Origin of the sequence: uncultured Phascolarctobacterium sp. (assembly GCF_958349595.1) — a bacterium.
Lineage (GTDB): Bacteria > Bacillota > Negativicutes > Acidaminococcales > Acidaminococcaceae > Phascolarctobacterium.
The window spans coordinates 334298-354374 of the sequence record NZ_CATWDQ010000002.1 but is presented as its reverse complement, the minus strand read 5'-3'; the positions used below and the strand labels follow the sequence as shown (position 1 = coordinate 354374).

Annotated in this window: 26 protein-coding genes; 2 read left to right on the top strand and 24 right to left on the bottom strand. The window is 44.9% G+C overall.

All coding sequences use genetic code 11. From position 1 onward, the window contains the following. Positions 1 to 14: 14 nt before the first annotated feature. From Q4G98_RS03325 to Q4G98_RS03230, 20 genes are all read right to left on the bottom strand, one after another. Positions 15 to 2279 carry a DUF935 family protein gene (locus Q4G98_RS03325; protein WP_298563589.1) on the bottom strand — a complete coding sequence of 755 codons (2265 nt, stop codon included), beginning with the start codon at positions 2277 to 2279 and terminating at the stop codon, positions 15 to 17. Further along, complete coding sequence (locus tag Q4G98_RS03320; protein ID WP_298563457.1) at positions 2279 to 3586, bottom strand: terminase family protein; 1308 nt, start codon at positions 3584 to 3586, stop codon at positions 2279 to 2281. Before Q4G98_RS03320 ends, Q4G98_RS03325 begins: the two co-directional genes overlap by 1 nt. Next, on the bottom strand, positions 3573 to 4106 hold the full coding sequence (locus Q4G98_RS03315; protein WP_298563459.1) for a phage protein Gp27 family protein: 534 nt from the start codon (positions 4104 to 4106) through the stop codon (positions 3573 to 3575). The genes Q4G98_RS03320 and Q4G98_RS03315 overlap by 14 nt, the downstream gene beginning before the upstream one ends. Beyond that, the gene (locus Q4G98_RS03310; protein WP_293719849.1) at positions 4099 to 4404 is read right to left on the bottom strand and encodes a hypothetical protein; all 306 of its coding nucleotides are present in this window, start codon (positions 4402 to 4404) and stop codon (positions 4099 to 4101) included. Before Q4G98_RS03310 ends, Q4G98_RS03315 begins: the two co-directional genes overlap by 8 nt. Beyond that, positions 4405 to 4719, bottom strand: a complete 315-nt coding sequence (locus Q4G98_RS03305; RefSeq protein ID WP_293719851.1) for a hypothetical protein — start codon at positions 4717 to 4719, stop codon at positions 4405 to 4407. Beyond that, positions 4719 to 5300 carry a hypothetical protein gene (locus tag Q4G98_RS03300; RefSeq protein ID WP_298563461.1) on the bottom strand — a complete coding sequence of 194 codons (582 nt, stop codon included), beginning with the start codon at positions 5298 to 5300 and terminating at the stop codon, positions 4719 to 4721. Before Q4G98_RS03300 ends, Q4G98_RS03305 begins: the two co-directional genes overlap by 1 nt. Continuing rightward, complete coding sequence (locus tag Q4G98_RS03295; RefSeq protein ID WP_298563463.1) at positions 5300 to 5872, bottom strand: N-acetylmuramoyl-L-alanine amidase; 573 nt, start codon at positions 5870 to 5872, stop codon at positions 5300 to 5302. Before Q4G98_RS03295 ends, Q4G98_RS03300 begins: the two co-directional genes overlap by 1 nt. A 15-nt stretch (positions 5873 to 5887) precedes the next feature. Then, positions 5888 to 6124, bottom strand: coding sequence for a hypothetical protein (locus tag Q4G98_RS03290; protein WP_298563465.1), 237 nt, complete (start codon positions 6122 to 6124; stop codon positions 5888 to 5890). Beyond that, positions 6121 to 6381, bottom strand: coding sequence for a hypothetical protein (locus Q4G98_RS03285; RefSeq protein WP_293719859.1), 261 nt, complete (start codon positions 6379 to 6381; stop codon positions 6121 to 6123). The genes Q4G98_RS03290 and Q4G98_RS03285 overlap by 4 nt, the downstream gene beginning before the upstream one ends. 170 nt (positions 6382 to 6551) lie before the next feature. After that, positions 6552 to 6872, bottom strand: a complete 321-nt coding sequence (locus tag Q4G98_RS03280; protein ID WP_298563467.1) for a Mor transcription activator family protein — start codon at positions 6870 to 6872, stop codon at positions 6552 to 6554. Then, positions 6869 to 7324: a regulatory protein GemA gene (locus Q4G98_RS03275; RefSeq protein ID WP_298563468.1), complete on the bottom strand. Its 456-nt coding sequence runs from the start codon at positions 7322 to 7324 to the stop codon at positions 6869 to 6871. Before Q4G98_RS03275 ends, Q4G98_RS03280 begins: the two co-directional genes overlap by 4 nt. Before the next feature lie 15 nt (positions 7325 to 7339). Next, positions 7340 to 7828: a host-nuclease inhibitor Gam family protein gene (locus Q4G98_RS03270; protein ID WP_298563470.1), complete on the bottom strand. Its 489-nt coding sequence runs from the start codon at positions 7826 to 7828 to the stop codon at positions 7340 to 7342. Further along, on the bottom strand, positions 7829 to 7972 hold the full coding sequence (locus Q4G98_RS03265) for a hypothetical protein (protein ID WP_298563472.1): 144 nt from the start codon (positions 7970 to 7972) through the stop codon (positions 7829 to 7831). 12 nt (positions 7973 to 7984) lie between these two features. Further along, on the bottom strand, positions 7985 to 8917 hold the full coding sequence (locus tag Q4G98_RS03260) for an AAA family ATPase (RefSeq protein ID WP_301961834.1): 933 nt from the start codon (positions 8915 to 8917) through the stop codon (positions 7985 to 7987). A 38-nt stretch (positions 8918 to 8955) separates the two neighbouring features. Further along, complete coding sequence (locus tag Q4G98_RS03255) at positions 8956 to 9129, bottom strand: hypothetical protein (protein WP_293719871.1); 174 nt, start codon at positions 9127 to 9129, stop codon at positions 8956 to 8958. Between the two features lie 9 nt (positions 9130 to 9138). Next, positions 9139 to 11022, bottom strand: coding sequence for a DNA-binding domain-containing protein (locus Q4G98_RS03250; RefSeq protein ID WP_298563477.1), 1884 nt, complete (start codon positions 11020 to 11022; stop codon positions 9139 to 9141). After that, on the bottom strand, positions 11000 to 11131 hold the full coding sequence (locus Q4G98_RS03245; RefSeq protein ID WP_298563478.1) for a hypothetical protein: 132 nt from the start codon (positions 11129 to 11131) through the stop codon (positions 11000 to 11002). Before Q4G98_RS03245 ends, Q4G98_RS03250 begins: the two co-directional genes overlap by 23 nt. Then, entirely contained in the window at positions 11128 to 11619 is a 492-nt protein-coding gene (locus Q4G98_RS03240; protein WP_298563480.1) for a phage regulatory CII family protein, read from the bottom strand. The genes Q4G98_RS03245 and Q4G98_RS03240 overlap by 4 nt, the downstream gene beginning before the upstream one ends. Before the next feature lie 198 nt (positions 11620 to 11817). Then, entirely contained in the window at positions 11818 to 12012 is a 195-nt protein-coding gene (locus Q4G98_RS03235) for a hypothetical protein (RefSeq protein WP_298563482.1), read from the bottom strand. A 17-nt stretch (positions 12013 to 12029) separates the two neighbouring features. Continuing rightward, the gene (locus tag Q4G98_RS03230) at positions 12030 to 12308 is read right to left on the bottom strand and encodes a hypothetical protein (RefSeq protein ID WP_298563483.1); all 279 of its coding nucleotides are present in this window, start codon (positions 12306 to 12308) and stop codon (positions 12030 to 12032) included. Between the two features lie 327 nt (positions 12309 to 12635). On the opposite strand from Q4G98_RS03230, the gene Q4G98_RS03225 reads away from it, so the two are divergent. After that, a complete protein-coding gene (locus tag Q4G98_RS03225; protein WP_298563484.1) occupies positions 12636 to 13211 on the top strand; it encodes a DUF2441 domain-containing protein in 576 nt (191 codons plus the stop codon). On the opposite strand, the gene Q4G98_RS03220 is transcribed toward Q4G98_RS03225, so the two are convergent. Next, positions 13198 to 13512 carry a hypothetical protein gene (locus Q4G98_RS03220; protein WP_298563485.1) on the bottom strand — a complete coding sequence of 105 codons (315 nt, stop codon included), beginning with the start codon at positions 13510 to 13512 and terminating at the stop codon, positions 13198 to 13200. The genes Q4G98_RS03225 and Q4G98_RS03220 overlap by 14 nt on opposite strands. Positions 13513 to 13846: 334 nt before the next feature. On the opposite strand from Q4G98_RS03220, the gene Q4G98_RS03215 reads away from it, so the two are divergent. Next, positions 13847 to 14248 (top strand): helix-turn-helix domain-containing protein, encoded by a 402-nt coding sequence (locus Q4G98_RS03215; protein WP_298563487.1) that lies wholly within the window; start codon positions 13847 to 13849, stop codon positions 14246 to 14248. Between the two features lie 534 nt (positions 14249 to 14782). On the opposite strand, the gene Q4G98_RS03210 is transcribed toward Q4G98_RS03215, so the two are convergent. The 3 genes from Q4G98_RS03210 to Q4G98_RS03200 all read right to left on the bottom strand — a co-directional run bounded on the left by Q4G98_RS03210 (position 14783) and on the right by Q4G98_RS03200 (position 19089). Next, positions 14783 to 17671, bottom strand: coding sequence for an autotransporter outer membrane beta-barrel domain-containing protein (locus tag Q4G98_RS03210; protein ID WP_301961833.1), 2889 nt, complete (start codon positions 17669 to 17671; stop codon positions 14783 to 14785). A gap of 31 nt (positions 17672 to 17702) precedes the next feature. Further along, positions 17703 to 18638 carry a glycosyltransferase family 8 protein gene (locus Q4G98_RS03205; RefSeq protein ID WP_301961832.1) on the bottom strand — a complete coding sequence of 312 codons (936 nt, stop codon included), beginning with the start codon at positions 18636 to 18638 and terminating at the stop codon, positions 17703 to 17705. 121 nt (positions 18639 to 18759) lie between these two features. Continuing rightward, a complete protein-coding gene (locus Q4G98_RS03200) occupies positions 18760 to 19089 on the bottom strand; it encodes a helix-turn-helix domain-containing protein (protein WP_298563492.1) in 330 nt (109 codons plus the stop codon). Positions 19090 to 20077: the final 988 nt, after the last annotated feature.

Genomic DNA, 20077 nt, shown 5'->3' with positions numbered 1-20077 from the left:
TTAAAACGCAAATATCACTTTTGCAGGTAAGCCTCTTTTAAATCACTGTCGATGTTTGACAGATCAGGTTTATATTCCGTCTTAGCCGGATTCACATCAAAACCCTTATCCGGTTTCCAGTGAGTGATCTCACCGGTTTCGATATCAACAGTAGCACGCGGCATCCCACGCTGAACATCTATACCGCGTTGCTTTACCTGTTGCGCCGACAATGTGATTACACCACAACGGCAACCAAAACCATTAGGAGGATACCACTCATCCCAAAAAGGATCATCATAACGTCTGACCTGACCATCCATCATTTTATGTGTTGGCCTGATTCTTTCATCGTTAACCGCGTCATACATCCAATACGGTCTGGCCTCAACTGCGGCAGCCGTCGTCATCTGCTGGTAACGTCCAACTTGATAAGCAGTCTGTACATTCTGCCTAAATACCAGATCAATATGATGCGGCAGCTGCCCTTCCCAGCCTTTGCTTTCCAACAACTCTGTAAGGCCTTTTTTAAACTCTGCTACGGTTTGGCCATTACTTAAAGCCTTTTTGATAGCGTCAAAAATATCTTGCATGTACTCCATCTGCGTCACACCGGCCACAGTAAAAGCTTTGCTCTTAACTGCATCCAGCAGCTGTTTAAATTCAGCTGGTCGCATTGGTACCTTATCTTCAAAATATTTAACCGCTTGTTCAAATTCCAAAGGCTTCAATTCATCAATTACATTTACTTTATCGCCGCTTATAGCAGCAATTTCCTGGCTGCCAAAAAGCTGAGCAGTAAAAAGCGCCCTTTCCAAAAGTTCCTGCAACTTTTTCTTATTCAGCCCTTTGTAAACACTCAGCAGTTTTTCCCTCAGCTCTTTCAGATCAACGGATTCTTCTATGACTTTACGAATCGCCGCCATATCGTCCGCTGTAGCCGCAACACCTGCAGCTCTCAGTTCACTGACAAATTTATCAATGACGGCCTGTGACTTTTTTTCGGAATTCTTTAAAGCTAACAACTGCAAATCATCTTTGAATGGCAGCGGCAACGTACCGGTAGCAGGAGGTTTAACGAGATCCTCACCCTCCTGCGGTGTCGGGATTCCAAAAGCCTCATACATATGCGCATTAGATACTGGTAATCCGATATCACAAATAATTGTTTTATACCGATCTGCCTTCTTATCCGCATCTTCCTGTTCCTCCGTTGCAAATTTCAGCCACGGTACTTTTACCTGCGGGCCAAAATTAAACAGCACCAACGGTGCGAACAGGTCGCGCCTCAACGTCTTAGCCAGCGTTTTAGCATCTGATCTGACCAGATCCTTACGCACTTGATTTTGTGTTTCTCCTAAAGCTCTGCTGCCTCCGGCAGCTCCGACTTCTGTAGTCAGCGTCTGACCTAAAACCGCTTTGGATATTTCTGCATTACAAAAGTTGGCTAAATTCGTAAAAAGCTCGCCGTCACTTTTTACAGCTTCTACAAACTGTACCTCGGTATTTTTATTGATCACTCCAGCCGCATCACTGCCAATACTGATAATGGCACGCATCAATGCTTCCTTATCTTCCTGCGTGGCGCTGGTATCATACTTACCGATACGGATCGGCATGCCATAAACTTCCGAAAAAGCCAGCCAGTCTTTGACAGTATAAGTCTTAAACAGCGTCATCCAGGTCACGACCCACATCACACCGGCCCTGTTAGGTCTGCCGCTGCGTGACTTGTTTTTGTTGATTACAAACTTATTCGGGGGCAGCTCCATCCCATTTATCGGGTTTTCATCGTTCAGCAGCCGCATTTCCTGATAGTCGCCAAAACAGAACTTCTTAGGTTCGCGCCATTTCAACTTTGGATAAGCTCTGCCATTTCTGATATCCCAAAGGATCTCCATCACGCTAAAGCCTTTACCAATAGCATCCAGTAGATCCATAAAAACATCTTCCATATCCAGATATTCATCTACAACATTTCTGACAAATTCGGCCACTTCATGATCAAGCTTCTCCTGCCCGGCATCCATGATCTCCCAATCCAGCCCCATCACAGCACTTTTACGGGTTTGGAACTGGCTGAAAACATGCGTGTCTTTGCCTTCCAGTTCTTCAAAAAGCTCCATCAGGCGGTAAATATCACCCTGGTCACTTTCCCTGAATATCCTGGCTACCTTTACAGGCGACAAGTTATTAGATGGATACGTCGAATATTTATCTTCAAGACGGATAGGCGCATATTCGACGCGGTCAGGTTTTTGTATTTGCTTATACGGTTTTCCGTCTGCTCCCAATATCATCAATAGCCCACCTCCTGTCTTTTGATCCTGCGCTTCCGGATAGATTCATATTCTACATGGCCACTTTTCCCTGCTTTTCCGGCATGCTTGGCCAAGGCGCTGGCCCAAAACCTATCAGCATGTCCATTCTCGTTACGATCAGCGTCATAACGGATGTTATTGGCACTTGTAACGATTTTTTTGACAGCGTGCATATCGTTGCGGATTTCCTTCTGGCTTGGTATCCGTAGCCGTTTATCTTCAAAGAGCTGTTTTTGATACAGTGCCAGATCCTCTTTTACGGCAGATGTAAAAGTAACTTCCTCAACTTTATTGCCGTATTTCTCTCTTGCTTCCTCTGCCAGCTGCGCACCAATACCAGTACTATCTATACAGGCCCGGCGCAGCTTTGGCAGCTCCAAAAATTTATACAGTGTTTCACGCTGCAGCCTAAATGGCATTTTTTTTAAAACAAGTACCATTCGCGTCCAAAAAACATCGCCCTTTTTCTCGTCGATCCAGATTACTGACAAGTCCTTTTTCCTGCCGATGTCCATGCCCAGATACAAATCATCTGCTGGTTCAAAATCCTCCGGCAATTCGACTGTAGCCTCCGCATCCTCACAGGCAGCAATCATTTCAAAAGTGATCATGGCGCTGGCTTCATCTAAAAACTCACCGCAATATTCCTGCAGCCAATCATCTTCACTATCGCAGGCAGCACGCAAGGCTTCGATATCAACATCCAGCCCGTCTGCTTTAGCACGGTAAATATCCACAAAATGCTTTGACCAGCTGGGATTATTCCAAAGCTCATAAAACTTGCCACTCTTACCGTTCGGCGTTGATATAACGCGTACTTTATAGCCACGTGTGACCGTAGGCAAAAGAGCCGTCCATATCTTTCTCGCATCACGATGGAAAGCAAATTCATCCAGAATAACATTACCGCTAAAACCACGGGCCGTATCAGGATTTGCTGGCAAACCGATCGCCCGGCTGCCGTTAGGAAATTTTACTTCCAGCATCGTATAATCTAAAGAATCAGCTTTAAAAGTACTTTGAAGCATCTCTGCAGCAACTCCCACTGCCTGGGCATGCTGCTTGACCTTTTCCATATACTCCTTACTTTGCCGTTCCCCTGCAGATAAAATTACCCATAACGACCGCTGACTGACACAACTCAAAACCACTTCCAGCGCACTGCAAAAACTAAAACCGGTCTGCCTCCCTTTATCGCAGATCTTAAAACGACTATCATCGTTGACCCACTCCTGCTGATAAGCCAGCAGCGGTACTGCCGCCTGATGCTTTTTAGAGAATCCCATAGATTTCTTCCTTTATTTTTCGCAGCGTATCCGCGTCTATACCTTTAGATGCGGCCACATTCTCGATGTTCTTAACCGCTTCATCAGCCTTACGGCGGCTTTCAAGCTTCAACCTCTCTCTGGCAACCGTACTGCGTTCCAGCATTGACAGGGCCTGAATCAATCGGTCTGCCTTAACTTTCGTCAGATCGATATTATTATTAACAAGATGTTCCAGGATCAGCTGCTGCGTCAAACTGCTGGCCGCTTCGATAAGTTCCGTAGCCGGTTTATCGCTGCCTTCATCCACAATCGTCCTGGCTTGTTCCCGTGCCAGTTTCAAGCTTTCCATCTTACTCAAAAATTCTTTGCCATAATTACCTACAGCACTTCTTGATATAGGATGTCCTTCATCAGTGATCCACTGACTGATCTCCTGATAGGTAAAGCCCTCAGTAAACTTCCGGTGTATCGCATCCCGAAGTTCAGCAGGCAGCTCCGCAATTTTTGGATGTCCCCGGTTTTTGCCATTTCTAATCACGCAGCATCACTCCCGGATCAGCGTCAATGTTACCTTCGATTAGATCAATACCTTTCGGAGTAAGTTTCACCAAACGGCGCGCTACGCCATAGGCGGCAACATTTTCACTTTCAATGTAACCTTTTTCTTCAAGGTAAGTCAGGTACCCGGAAACAACTGCCGGCGATACTATATACTGCATATCCTGCAGGATCTCGTTGATCAGTTTGTCACCGGTCTGATATGGATAATTACGTTTTAAAATTCCTACAATCTGCCCGCGGATCTCTTTGGCAGATACCGCGTCCAAAAGTTCCATTTATTCACCGCCTGTCCCCTGCGCCCTCAGCGCATCTATTTTTTTGGATAGAGCATCAAAGCCCTTTTCCATTTTGTTTTCCATGTTTGATACCGCCCGCAAAAAATCTTCCCGCAAGACGTACTTGATCGGCATATCTGACCGCATCTGCTCAAAATCGGCGCGCAGATCCTTGATCGCCAGTTCGTTTTTTTCCTGGCTGCGCTGCATGGATGACCGGATATCTTTCACGCACCACCCTATGGCTCCCATCATGATCATCATCGCCGTCCCCATAATTGCAATAAACAGGCTTGTTAAAAGTTTCGCATCCATCAGAAATACAACTCCAATCCTGCGCCGCCTTCTTTAAGCTCGCTTCGCCCGGTAAACAGCCTGCCCTCGCCGCGTACGTAATAACCAAAGTTTTTAGAAAATCTGTGCCTGTAACCGATTTCTTCAAGACTGCGGCTGTTAAAACCGTAACTGACCGCGTTCTTACGCGTTTTATCAATTACCGGTATTTCCAGCTTGATATCAGCTGCCGTTGATTGGTTCAATACCAGTTTGCCAGCTTCAAACTTTTTGCTTTCCCCGCCCAGCAGCGGCATGTGTATCTGCTCGCCGTTTACTTTCAGCGTTACAGTCGGCTGCGCAGCGTTCAGTTCTACGTCAGTCTGCTCGCGTGCAACACTGGTACTCCCGTCACTGTTCGTAACAGTGACAGATTCTTTAGGCACATAAGCAACTTCCGTTCTGCTGCCTGCAGTCGTACTACCGGTAATATAGACAGGCTTTTCCCTGATCGTGTTATTTTGCACAATCGTATTTTCCTGACGTGGCCCAAACGTATATGCACATAACCCGCCCAGGAAAAATGCCAAAAGCAGCGCTGCAAATTTCCAAAATTTATCCATCAGCAGTATTCTGCAGCGTAACGATCCACAGCACGACCAATAGCCACAGCAATCTCAGCCTGACGTTTAGGATCACACAGCTCTGCTTCCTCCTGCCAATTTGTAATGAATCCCATTTCCACAAGTACCGCAGGCATATTTGTTTCCATAAGTACTGTAAAACGTGCTTCCTTATCGGGATCACCGTCAGAATAATCTGTGCGCTGCAACTGATCCGGAAACATCGCTGCCAGTTCCTCGTAGATCATGGTTGCAAACGGATCTGCGCCAGTTTCTCCAGGGCTGGTAAAAACTTCCATACCTTTGGCAGCAGTATTTTCAGCAGCATTACAATGCAGGCTGATAAACAGATCTGCCGCCGCCTCATTGGCAATATTCACGCGCCGCATCAAGGAATATAAGCGCTCATCGTTGCATTCACGTGTCATAACAACCTCGTGCCCACGCGCCTGCAAATTCTCTTTTAAAGCCAGAGCTGCGTACAAAGAAATATCACTTTCAAGGCAGCCTCGCTGCCCTACTGCTCCACAATCAATCACGCCGTCATGACCGGCATCAATACAAACTCGCATCTTTTTCCTCTTTTCTTAAATAGTCATTTTAGTCCCTAAACACAAAAGCACACCAACAACAATACCAACAGCAACAGCTTTGCCACATTGCCGATTATTATATTTTTTGATTTCAGCACGAGCCTTATCGTCCAGCTCATCCAGCTTCTCACAAAGTTTTTCATCTGCAGCTTTCAGATCTTCGATAGCATCGCTGCAAAAGTTAGCAAGACGGCCCAGCTGTTCTTCGATCCATGCAAAAATTTTACTCATTTCACAAACCCCCTTTCCTGCGTTTGCGGCCACTTATTATTTACAAACTTATTGCCGACCTGGCCGCAAATACTACCGCCACCTGCTACCAAAGCAAAGGTATCGTAATGTTCCCAGCTCATGCCTTTAATAACAAGAAACAAAGTTACTCCAGTAAACAATAAAAACGCCGCTGTTATGATCACCCTTGTCAAACTCGGCCCGAACGGCTCGTGATACAAGCCGCTGATAAACTCTAAAACTTTACCCGACTTCATCGCCTCCCAGCAAAATAAAAAATTCCAGTACAGAGCATTGCTCCATACTGGAATTTTAACTGTTATCGGGGATAGTTTACATAAGTAGCAGTTGAGGAAAGTAATTTCCTCAACTGCTTTATTCAAGTACTTTTTTCAATTACTTCTAGGAATGCAGTAATAATTCCTATTTAAAAAAGTGTTGTTTGGTTTTTCTCCCATCGGTCTTTGGCTACAATCTGACGTACCCATGCCTCAGTCAAATCGTATTTCTTTGCCAGTTCTATATAGTTGCCGCCATTAAATTCTTTGACGATCAGGCGATCCCTGGCTGCGCCTGCCACCCGTTCAAATTTAGGGATATATAATGCGATTCCGCCTAAAGAATAGCATAATTCCACAAAATTTTCTACCCCTAAAATTTCTACAGCTGTTAAAATCGTAGGCGGCAGATCACCGATATCGGCCATCAAAACAGACTTCTTAACTTTCGTTTTGGTATCTTCCGTCACGTTTGATCACCAACCTTATAACCACGTGCAGCCATTTTTTTAAGGGCCTCAATGATTACATTCACCTCATATTTGCGTTCAGGCATCCTTTTGCGGATCAGCCGCCTGCAGAAGCTTTCTTGCATAGATTCTTCGCGCATCCCAACCTCTTTAAAAAGAGAGGCCATATAACGCAGCTGGGCTTCACTGGGCGGCATAGTTCCGTCAGTATTGGCTGTACGCATCGGGATGACCTTATTCTGTATAGGCTCAAAACCAAGCTGCTGAAACCTATCCAGCACGCGGCGCATACCTTCCTGATCAAGCTGCTTTGAACTTTCAACGCCGCCATACAGCAGTAACACTGACCGATAATCTTCATCCGTTAAACCCAGCTTATTTTTAGCGACATGCAGCATAGCCAGCTGACGCGTGGTAATTGGCGCATGATCCGGTAATTTGTTTTTTCTCATGGCGGCAGCTCCTTCCTACTGGTTCAATTTTTCAAAATCCGGCTCATACCAGAAAACATCTTCCACTTTTTTAGTAGCGCCGACCGAGCTGATCACATCGTCCGTCTGCTTGCGTAATTCGTCCTTATTAACGCTTTCCCTGATGTTGATACATCCTGTCAGGCCCTTCTCTTTCAGAGCCTTAATGACCGCCGCAGCCTTCCTGACGATGATGCTGGTACTTTGCCTAAAACCAAGCTGCCCAAATGTCATGACCTTTGTTTTACCGTTAAGATCCAACCTGTTGCACTCGGCATAATCCTTTATTTGCCGTTCCAACTGTTCCTTTTCCAGTACCAACGGTTTTACCTTTTCGTCAACCTTACCTTTCAGCTCTGTAACTTTATCGTTGTAGTCAGCTTCCAACCTGCTGATCCTATTGCCGATCTCGCCAAGTCGGCGCAGGTGTTGGTCAACTTCTTCCCAGCTCTGCAGGCCTTCCTCTTTTATTCTCACTCTTGCCATTTAAAATACCTCCTGTGTGATCAGCAGGATCACCGCAGTAACCGCTATAACAGCAATCACCGTGCCTGCTCCTTTCCAAAATTTTCTCCGGGCCTCGCGTTTTCTAAACTCCTGCAGATAATTCGTATCCAGTAAATTAGTCACGTTAAACCCTCCTTAAATCCTGATTAAATAATTTTCTGCCGCATGGATCATTTCCAGATTGATTTCCTCGCCGCTCCTGATAGCTATTTCCCAAGTCATGGTAAAAAGCTTTATCGCGCTGCGCAGGCCGCCTGTCTTATTGGCCACAACATGCAGATAATCTATGCACTGGTCATTCAGTTCGACATCCTGACAGAAGATATTTTTGACATCATCCCGCGTGATCTGATATCTCGGCATACTGAAACCTCTGCAGATACCTACCCGGCTGAACAACTGTGCAAATGGCGCTCTGTGCTTGCCCAGCATCTTACTGTAAATATTTTCATTCCCGCACAGCAGCACCGCGCAGTTACAGGCATCATAAAAAATACCACGTACAGCTTCCAAGGTTGGCAGCCGTAAATGCTGCGCTTCATCAATAATGATCATGGTATTACTGCCCTTTAATTCACGCACGATCTGCCTTTTAGCAACGGCTTTGTTGCTTGTTACGCCCACGCGTCCCAATTTGTATAAAACATCTTCAAGCAAACTTTTGACCGTACTGGTAACATCAGCTGTAATCAGTATCGCCCACGGATTGCTTTTGGCAAATTCTGTTATAGCCATTGTTTTACCGATCCCGGCATCACCGTATACAACACCAATATCACAATGGTTCTGCGCATAATTAGCAACAGTGATGATTTCCTCGGCGATACTTGTTTCTACAAAACCCGGCGTTTTAGCGACTGCGCTCTGACGATGCACCAGATCCATCAAAGCAACCGCCTTTCTGCCGATCTGCTCATTGTCACCTGTATAAGTACCTTTGATAAACATCGACAGCGCCGATGCACTGATGCCCATGCTCTTAGATACTTCTGCCTGACTTTTTCCATTATCTGCCATCCATGCGATCAGCTGGCTGCGTACTACTTCCACATCTATTTTTTTACACATTGTTTTGCCCTCTTTCATTTTTATTTTGGCTGCGTTTATTAGATATGAACGATCAAAGCTGAATAAATCATATCGCTATTAGCCGGATCACAAGTAACAGAATAGTAAATCTTCACCTTTTCCTGAGTGTCCACAAACTCCTGCAAAGCTTCTTTCAATAGTCTTTGAAATTCCTTTTTATCCTCGCAAAACTCCACAATTTTTGTTTTCATAAAGTCCTCCTATTTTAAAAACTTCAAGACGTTTTCATATTTGTTCGGCTTCGGCTTTTCCGGCAGCATATTCTGACCGACTGCAATCAGCGGCGATATGACATCCGGTCGTTTCGGTTCTACAGTCCCTGCAGCCCGTTCTTTGTAAACATTGATAACCTCTTTAATATCCATCGTTTGCGTACTTCTCGCCACCTGCAGCAGCTCATTTTCATACAGAGATTTCTTGATTCTCCCTTTTCTGTGCTGCTCTACAGACAGCATTTCCGTATCCGCACCAACGCCCGGCAGCTCCTGCGGTGTTCTGGCATCGCAAATATAACGATCTTCCAGCGACCATACACTTACGCTTTCCATAGCGTCCTCGTTGTAACGGATATAAACCTTCTCACCGTACCGCAAAACCAGTTCTTCTGCAAAATAAGCTTTTTTCTTGAAGGTGATCTGGCCGTTACGTACTACCAGCGGCTGGCTGTGACGTGTGAGCAACAATTTCATAACATCACGACCGGCAGCTCGGTATGGCATCCGGTACTTTTCGAAAGTCTGATCAGGATACTCCCCGGCGCGGCCCTTACCATTGGTCACCCGTTTATTTTTCACAAACTTGAAGTAATCGCCCATGATCTGCGCCGCATCTTCCAACGTCACCGTCATATGCGGCAGATCCTTTTTCAGTAGCTTCTGCAGATTTTCCGGACGATCTTCTTTTTTAGACGCACACCAGGTCGGGAACTCCCGGCAGATTTCTTCTGCCACGACACGGAACTCGCGTTCGATTACCTTTGCCCTGCCATTAGCCGGTAAGGCAAAATGCACATCCACCTGCAAACTTTCCAGCATGGTCTTTACTTTATCGGCATCAGCAGTACTTTTACGCGTCCTGTGTCCGGTACCGGCAAATTCTTTACTGCAGTAGTCACGGCCATTATCAATATAGATTTCTTTAGGCAGTCCTATCGCAGGATCCAGCGCCGCTTTGGCAAAGCTGGCAATGATCGTACTGCTTGACGGATTTTCGCAAACCATCCACGATACAAACTTCCGGCTCCGCATATCCAGCCACGCTGTCAGCCACGGTCTGACCCACTTGCCATTTTTTCCCTTGACAAAAAAATCGCAGCGGAAATGATCGCCTACCCAAACCTGATTCGCCAGTACGGTACTATTATCGCGCTGCGTATAAGGCAGGCATTTATCATATACAGTTTTAGACGTCTCACGCGCCGCCATCTTTACAGCCTCCGGCAGATCAGCAATGATCCGCTGTACTGTCCGCAGATCCGGCAGCGTCCAGCCCTCAACCTCCGCTTTAGCTTCCAGCAGGCGGTAACAATAAGCCACCGTCCGCTTTTTGTTATTGAGGTATAAAGCCAGCAAATGGTCATAGGCCTCCGGTATCATCTTATAGCTGCCGCGTTTGCCCATCTTATTTTCAGATGGCAAAAGTCCGGTAACGCCATTATCCCGATAATCCTTATCCCACTTATACAGCGTTGCCCTGCTGATGCCGTGACGTTTCAAAAACATTGGTAAGACATCTGCCTTGCTGACACCGGCCCATTCCCTGCAGGTTTGCTGCCAGTCTTTCAGCACAGCCAGGCGCTCCAGCGCCACAGCCCGCTCTGCTTCTGATACCTTATGATATTCTTCGTCTGCAGACTGCAGTGTTTCGCCTTTTGCTTTGATCATGGCCTGGATCTCGGCAGGTAAGCAGGATACGCCTATTTGATAAACCACGCCGCAAATACCACCACGCACACCTTCGACCTCACGAATAGATGAATAATGCTGTTCATTTACCCGCCAGCGGATAGTTCTTTCCGGCAGCCCCATAACTACCGCTAACTGCTGGGTGCTGATCCATTGTTCACTTACTTGTCCGGCTAACATTTGTATCACCTGCCAGCTGCTGGCTTTGTTTTACATTTTCCGAACCCGCATATTTTATAGTCATAGGGCTGTTGCCCATTCGTTTACCAACGCACAATACCTTGTTCATGGTCGGCCTCCTTTCATCCGTTCATAGCTTCTGCGCACTTCCTGCTCCTGTTTTTGCAGGTTACGTTTCGCCTGATTGATCTTTCCCAGTTTCAGCAAATATATTTCTTCCGATGTTACCAGCCTGCATCCGCAGGCAGCAGCCATCATTTCCATTAGCGTATAATCGCCTGTCACTTCACAAAAAGCAGGCACAATTTCCAGCGGAAAACGGTGATTTTCTTTCGATTCCGCAGTCCATGCGTTTAACATGGATTCTGTGATCTCCATTCCGCACCGTTCCGATAACTGACCTGCTACTACCCAGCGTTTACAGTCCATGCCTTTCAGAGCCTCACTCACAACCTCGCGCACCCTTGCGCTCATTGGTTTAGTGCTTGTCTGATAGTCAGGCAAGGCTAAAGTTTCTTGTGATATTTCCTCAATCATGTCAAACAAGTTCGGCATACTAGCCTTACTTTGGTCAAGTTTTCTTTTTTTGCCGGCCATTGCCTCACCGCCTTTATCTGGTTTAAAATATAATCACAATAAAAAAGTTACTATCTTTTTAAAAGAATAAAAAGGAAAACCAGTTTTCCTGTCGAATGTTTATCAATTAAGGATGTGGCCTATTCTTGGTTCTTCTTGGCGGTCAACCTTTCTGATCCTTGAACAGTGTCCGCATCCCTTTTCAAAAATAATGCTTTTTCAACTGGCCTTCACCTCCCATATTTCCATACCTTTACCGAGCGTCGCCGCAATCTCCATCTGTATGCGTTCGCTCTTTCTGCGCCCGGCTACTACATTGGAAACCATACTTTTACTTGCATTGCACTTCTTGGCAATATCAATAAGCAAAATACCTTTGCTCAATAGTGCAGCTCTGATCTCCATAGCCGTCATGTGCAGCCCTCCTTCCATTACGAATAACATATTGCTATCGCTATATCTTTTAGCAAATTGCATATATTGTATACAATTACAATTATTACAATGCACATTGCTAAATTTTTATAAAAATCATACATTTCGCAGGTTTCCACTACTACTTCGTAAACCTCCAAATTTTCATTCATCTTCTGCAGCACACGCTGCACTGACTGTACATCTTCGCGCAAAGCTTTTATTTCATCTTCATTATTGCAATTTTTTAAAGCCTTGCGACGCCGATCCACAGCATACCTTTTTCTTTTTTTCACTAAACCACCACCCAGAATTTAGTTAAGTTCTAACTTTTTTTCTTCATTTTGCATAATGATATCCAGATCCAACAACATATTTACCATCGTCTGAATTGACATTCCAGTAACTTTTGAAGCATTATATAATATTTTGTAAATCAAATACAAAGTTTCCTGGACATACTTTTTATCAGAACTAAATGGAATAGCAGTTATCCGAATTTTGTCTGAAGCAAACACGAAATTTTCATTATTTTCTATAGTTTCTGATACCCGTTGCAATATTTCTTTTTTCAAATCGTTTTTATCTATTTTGACTACCTCCTAACGAAAGGTTTTAACACGATGGAATATATCCAAGATCAAAAATTTTACCATATTCAAATCCTTCGTCCAGATTTACGACAATGGAATATTGGAGAAACAATTTTTATAGGTGATACAAAAAATCCATTTTTGGGATATTATGACACCTGCCAGTTCTATGAATCCGATAATATATCTGATCCGGATAAAATCATACTCCTCACCAATGTCTTAGGCGAATATATTCAATTTGTGCGTGAAACTGTCTTTGAAGAAGTTCGGCAAAAACATTTTCCACAACTTCCATCAAGGCAGCGTTGTCTTTGGCTTATTCCTGATACTCAGAAGTTTCCAGAAGCATTAAATTTCTGGTTAAATAAACTTATCACGCAAGGCCAACAATACCGAATTTTACGCTTAAATTGTTCTGGTAAGTTGCATTATGCAAACCAAAATTTCTTATCACGCCATACTGGTAATTTTAACCTCTTTCGTGAAAAAGCCTTTAAATACTGGTCTGGGTTTGACACTGACAAAGATCGTGCCGACATAGAATGCTTGTTTGAAGGGTTCGTAACTGTTGAAAGTATCCTATCTTCAACTATTCACACATAGCTTTATCAGAATAGCCTACGTGTGTATATTTGTTTTTTTCAAATACTTCCTGCAATTCTTCCTCAAAAGATTTACGTGGAAATCTACATGTTATGCACTGTTTTCTTCCTATAGCACCAACTGCTTTCAAATGAGCAACCATAATCAGCGCATCTGCAATATCATTGATATCCTCATTACTGAATGCAATAGAATCTTGAAGCTCTATATCATTCACGACTTTTAAAACATCAGTACGGAATTGTTTACGATGCTCCAATATGATTTCTTCTAGCTGAATCAACGCATCTTCAACTTTCATATTAACCTCCTTAAACGGATCTCCAAATATAAATCCCAAATTACCAAATATAGCCGGACAACTCACAATTTCCCTGGTCACTAATGACAAAGCGTCATTGTGTTCACACTTTCCTAAAATAAAACACCTTTGACATATTGGATGCAAACTACCATTATTCAAATAATGTACCATCATTCCTCCTTCCTTTCTAAAAACCAAAGTTTCTTTTGCTGCCCTGCCTCTTGTTCCCCAACAATGTTTTTGCAGCGTCAAAAGTAAACTTGTTTTCAAAATTATTTTAAACTAATTTTAAGTTGAAGTCAACCTTATTTTTACATCAAGGAGATTTGTCATGCAATTTCATGAACGACTTGCAAAGTTAATTGTCGAAAGTAAACTATCCCATAAAGAAATAGAAAAACTTACTGGCATATCTGCTGGTAATATAAGCTATTACCGAAATGGGAAGATTAAACCTTCCTTTGATGCAATTCTTAAATTCGCAAAACTTTTTAATGTTTCCACAGATTACCTGTTATTAGGTATTGGCGAAGAAAACGATAATATAATCTCGATTTCTGATCCAGATTTAGAATATATGACCTTAATATTAAAGCATATGCTTGATGACCCTGATCCAGATATGAGATCATGGGTACGCCGCCAATTTAAATATGCTTTTAAAGACTATCTTGAAGAATATGAAAAAAAACAGCATGAAATTAGCCCAGAATCTACATCTGACGCTGGTTAAATAGTTCATGCTGTGTATATGTTTTCTTTCCGGTATAGTGCCAGTCTATGCCGGATTTTTTATTTTCCTATCGTTGTATAATTATTCCGTATCAACGTTGTAATTATGTATTTTCTGTATATTCATTGCCGCAATGCGTTTTTGTTAAGAATGGCGCTATTAGTGGCGCTAGAAGTTATTTTCAGAATATTCAGTATTGCCGCAATGCGTCCTCTCCAAAAAAACACACTCAAAAAACGCCCTTATTTTCAAACCTGGATTAAACAAGTATTAAAGCGGCTTTGAATGCTCTTTCAAAAACTTCTTCAAACAACCTCTAAAATCCTACCCGTGTCCACGGCCCCCTCATTCGTCTAATTTCAACTGTCGCATCCCTCTTTAAAATTTCCCAATAAAAAATCCCCGAATCCAGCATCATCACTAGACTTCCGGGGATTTCCAGCCTTTTCCAGTTTTTTCCAGTTTGTCTTATATATTCTGTCGTCTTATAAAAATCCTCTGTCTGTCTTGAACATTTATTCAATTATCATTCACTTAGAACGTGAAGCGTAACCCGGCATTGATCTGCCAATCGGTACGGATATTACCGTTAAAGGTCTTTAATGCGTCAAAATACAGGTTACTGTTTTTGGCAAGGCCCAGATTTGCGCCCAGACCAATTTCGTACCAGGTCCCAGTCAAGTCACCTGTCTGCAGGGCCAGACTATCAGTGCCATAATACCCAGCCGCACCACCGTTGCCGCCAAAATCGTGCAGCAGCGACGCTTTAAGATAGGCGTTGCTGGGACGCCCGCCAATGCTAAACTCTTTACCACCCAAAATACCGACGCGGGTCACGGCGCTGTTGACACTGTCCTGTCTGACATTGACACCATTGCTGACCATATAATCAACGCTGTTGATATGTCCCAGGCTCAGTTCTGCCTGCGGTTCTACGAACCAGCCAGCACTCAGGTTCTGTCTGTAGCCATATTCGGCACTAATGCCGTAAGCCCAGGTATCGTAGTCGGCCTTAGCGGCATTACCGCTCAGGTCTACCAGCTTGAAGTCGTTAGCAAGCTTGCTGCCGCGGGCTATAACGTCCAGATAATGGCCTTTGCTGCCCAGCCAGCTGGCATATACGCCTACGCCGGTGCTGCTCAGATCGCCGCTGCCGGCAAAGTAAGCAGCATTACTGTCGATGCGGTTAATGGCGATACCTGTGTACAGCTTGCCGCCCTTATAGTCCTGCACCTTGTCGATGCCACCCTGGAAGGCTGTATAATCCTGGCTGAAGTTGCGGTCATAAGCGCTGTCGGCGCTCATTTCGCCCCTGTAGTAACGGGCCCAAACGCCGCCTTGCGCTGCTTCAGGGTCACTGCGCAGGTCACCCATGCGTTTCATCAGGTTATTGCCTTCGGCGCGCCAGATATTTCGCAGAGCCAGATGTGTATCGGCGCTGGTCATCGAGGTTTCCGAAGCGTCATTGCCATCTGGGCTGCCACCAAAATCCAGCTGCGTTATTTTTACATCATTGCCGTCGGCTTCTACTGTCGGCGTCACTGTAAAACGCTTCAGCGGCGAGTCCATCGTACTTGCTTTACCTTCAAAACTGCTCAGATCGTACCCGTTAAGCTCGCCAAATGATAAAACCACGGATGTGCCGGTGATGGCGCTCAGGTCACTGCCGGAGAAGGATTTGTCGTAACCGACAGTGATATACTGTTTCTCCGTGCTGCTGCCGGCTGCCAATTCACTAAAAGTAAATTTATCGGCAGTATTATTTTTCAGGTCGGTACTGAACCGGAAGGTATTGCTGCCGTTCAGCTTCAAAGCTCCGTCCGAGGTTACAGTGCGGCCTGCGCTGCTGCCGCTGAAGCCCAATGCCGCATTTTCCAGCCAGGTCTCACTGGCCGCACCTGTGATAGTGGCATTGCTCAAGAAGTTTACCGTACTGTCAGCGGCATGGATCGCATGGCTGACGACGTTACTGTCTGCGCCTCCTGAAGCCGTAATGTTCATGCTGATGGTATCTGTGTCCTTGCCCGAAAGGTTCACTGTGGCGCCGCCTTCAGCATAAACGCCATAGGCTTCGGCAAGCTTACCATCCGAACCTTTATTGCCATCATTACCGCCTTTAGTGCCGGCGCTGCCGTTTCCGCCAGTACCCGCTGTAGCCGTAACTTTAAAAGTATCAGCATTGATATTTGTGATGCCACCTGCAGCTTTAGCGCCGTAAGCAGAAGCATCTGCTCCATCACCGCCGTCGCCGCCATTATTAATATGTTTATCGCTGAGAATCTGACCGCCATTGCCACCATTACCGCCTTGGGCCGTGACATCTATTTTTTGTGCAGTAACTGTTACAGCTGCGCCTGCATTTTTTATTCCATAGGCCAATGCGCCTGCTCCGTTACCGGCATTACCGCCAGAACTTATATTGTCACTGCCAGCATCAACAAAATCACTATTACCACCATCACCGCCGCTGCCGGCCACAGCGCTAATGGTTATATCTTTGGCTGTTGCTTCCAGAGTTCCGGCGACGGCTGTAAAGCCATATGCTTCGGCTGCACCGCCAATGCTTCCGTCTCCACCATTAGTGTAATTAGTATGACCTTTCCCAGCTGTGCCGCCTTCAGAAGTAATAGTTACATCTGCGACCGTAAGATTCATATCTCCGTCAATATGCTCTATACCTACAGAAATGGCTTTACCGCTCCGTCCAATATCAACAGCAGCATAACCAGCTCCCAACGCCTTGCCGCTTTGGGCCAAAACTTTCAAGTCGCTGCTTAAAATGACCGTCCCGCCGCTGCTTTTGACACCTGTAGCAGCGGCATTGCCGCCACTCAATCCACCATCTTCAGACCTGTCTGCAACACTGTCAGCACCTTTCCCCTCAACAGTAATAGCAGCTGCATTGATTTTTATATCATCCTTCACCTGGATGCCATATGCTGCAACAGCACCGGCAACAGAACCTAATTTATAGCTGGAACCGGCAATGCCGCCAGTTCCCTTAACCGTAATATTATTGACAGTGACCTCCTGCAATCCTTCTTTGATCGTGATCCCCAAATTGACATCACCGCCGGCACCACCGCCAATAATGTTCTCATAGGCATCTTTATACTTTAGTGGGCCGTCACCGCCAGTGCCGCCCACAGCATTATATACGATATCATTACTGATATTTGCATCTGAAATAACGCCTTGTAAATTGACAGAACTGCCAGCAGTTGGCGCAATACCACTGTCATCTATATATTTTTCACCCGCTAATCCCTGTATCGAAAACTCAGTATCAGAACCTGTTATTACACCAAAAAGTTCCGTTGCTCCTGCTTTAGGTACTAAAATACTCAACCCGCTGGAATAGACTATGGACATCGCCATTACCGTATGTAAAACCTGTTTTGCCAATCTTTTTTTACTGTGCATTTTGCAGCCTTCTTTCTCATTTTCATCATTTTTAGCGGTATTTATCTTTTAAAAAATATTTTAATAAAGCTTCATAGTAGGAAACCGACTCGCTGTATTTGCCATTTCTATATAAAAGCCTGGCCGTCATCATGATAGTTTCCACAGTCTGACCATCTACTGGCTTCAAAGCGCTCCACAATGATTTTTTTACATATTCCCAGTACAGAGCTTTAGCATTACTGTCAACATAATAGATGTGCCAGGGTTTTACGTAGTCTATATAATGCACGATCACCATATCCAAATCTTCATTCAGTGTCGTATTATTGATAACGATACCGTTAAAAATCTGCGGCAGTTCGGTAAACTCGCCGTCAATAACGCCATTGAGCGCGTCCTGGTCGCCCCAGAGGATTTTGGTATCGCCAACGGCTTCCAGCCACTGAAACAGCTGCTGTGTCAGCTTCTGCTGCCGCCATTTTTCCAGATCCATCAGCAATACGCCGGAATTGAAATAGCGTCCGCTTTTCAGTCCGATACGTTCACAGCTGCGATCCTCGCCATAATCGCGTACAGCACCCAAAACCCGGCCCTGCAAATCTGTCTGCCACAGCGGCAGAATATCCCCTTTACAGATAATATCGGCATCCAGATAGATGATTTTAGTTATCTCCCGCGGCAGCATATCGGCAAACAGATACCGGTAATACATAGCCTGCGTGATATGCCCCGGCGGCACGACGAAAGTCATGCCTTCCGTACTTTTGATTTGATAAAAGCGCAGCGTCAGATTACGGTACAGAGCTTCGGTCTGCAGTAATTTTTCCAGATCCTCCGGCAGCAGTTCGTCATAGATAATATGCACAACCAGCTCATGCCCGATATTATTGTGTGCCAGCGACGTAATGGTGATACCGGCAAATTTGCCAAAATTTTTATCGATGCCAAAACCAATGTTGATCTTTTCAGGCACTTTTCTTCTCACCTCCTCTCCCTGATCTAACAGCATTTTTGATTTATTTTTGCTTTTCAGCCAGCATCGACCGCCTCCTTCGCTTTAAAAATGAAAAATATATCCTCACAGCAATTGCTGCGGTTATAGCCTTTTATTGTTTCGACAAGCGCAGCAGCTGCAAAAGCTGCCGCACTTCCTCCAGCGTATAGGCCTCCTGCTTTGGCACGCCATTTTCAGCCTGTTCCTGCCTCCAGTCCAAAGCTGACCTGGTATCTACAAGTGTTTCCAGCGTGCAGCCAACAGTATTGGCTATACGCAGCAGCAGCTTCAGATTTACTCTTACATGACTACGCTCAATATTGCTCAAGTGGGTCTGGCTGATACCGATACGCTTGGCCAGCTCCTGCTGACTGAGCTGACAGGCAGCACGCAGGAAGCGGATATTGCTGCCGATATTTTGCAGGCATTTTTCGTCGTACACCTTCCCACCTCCACTCCTGCCTTGCCAAAAATATTGTTCTGCCTTTACCTTACTTTGCCAAAAGTCTGATTTTATTTATTAAAACTTTAAAAACATTTGTTAAAATAATATTCGCACCTATTATAGCACACTTGTACCCCCCCACAAGACATACCAACGGATATATTCGACGCAGCTTGGCTGTCTTTTGCCCTTACGGTTTGCCAGCCGCCAGGAGAGAAGTGAGCCGTAGGGTGTCACGGCTTGCCGGACACTGGTTATTTTGCTTTTAAATTTTCTTTTTCTTAAAATTTCAATTTTTGCTTTTTAATTTAGGTTTTTATTTTTTTCTTATGTTAGATTGCTTTATTTAGTGTTTTCTTTTTTGTCATGCAGCTTTCTTCCAGAAGCAAGCTGCGCAAAGAAGCTTGCGCACTGTGGCAAGTCCTGTTTTGCTTTGCTCGCTGTCCGGCTTCCGGGCAACTCGGCATTGCCGAACAAAGAAAATCTTTAGCAGGCAAGAAGCAATGCCTCAAACAGTCCCTCCAGCGCTTACAGCTCGCTGCGCACACAACGGACTTGATCACAATGTGCGCTCAAAACCCTGCATCGTACAAATTATTGCTGAATTTCATAATAACGGTATCGAACTATTAATGAAATCAATCTACTAAACGAAATCAGTGATTATTGGCTAAAGCAGTAAAACGTACGATACAGAGGGTTTTACAGCGCATTGGGAAGATTTGGCAGATGAGCGAAACGCAGCTGCAAGCAGGCGCATGGTATGTCTGAGGCATTGAGGCACTGTTATATGCAGCGCATAGAACAGGACTGCCGAAAGCCCGCAGAAATACTGACCGAATAGGAAAGTATTTCTGTGTTATCCTCTAATTATTTAGGCAGGCTATGCGCAGCATAGCCTTTCAATCTTTCCCTGTGATGCCGAGTTGCCCGGAGCGCGTACAGTGAGTGAAGCGCAATCCAAATCTTAACAGCGCTGAAAGTT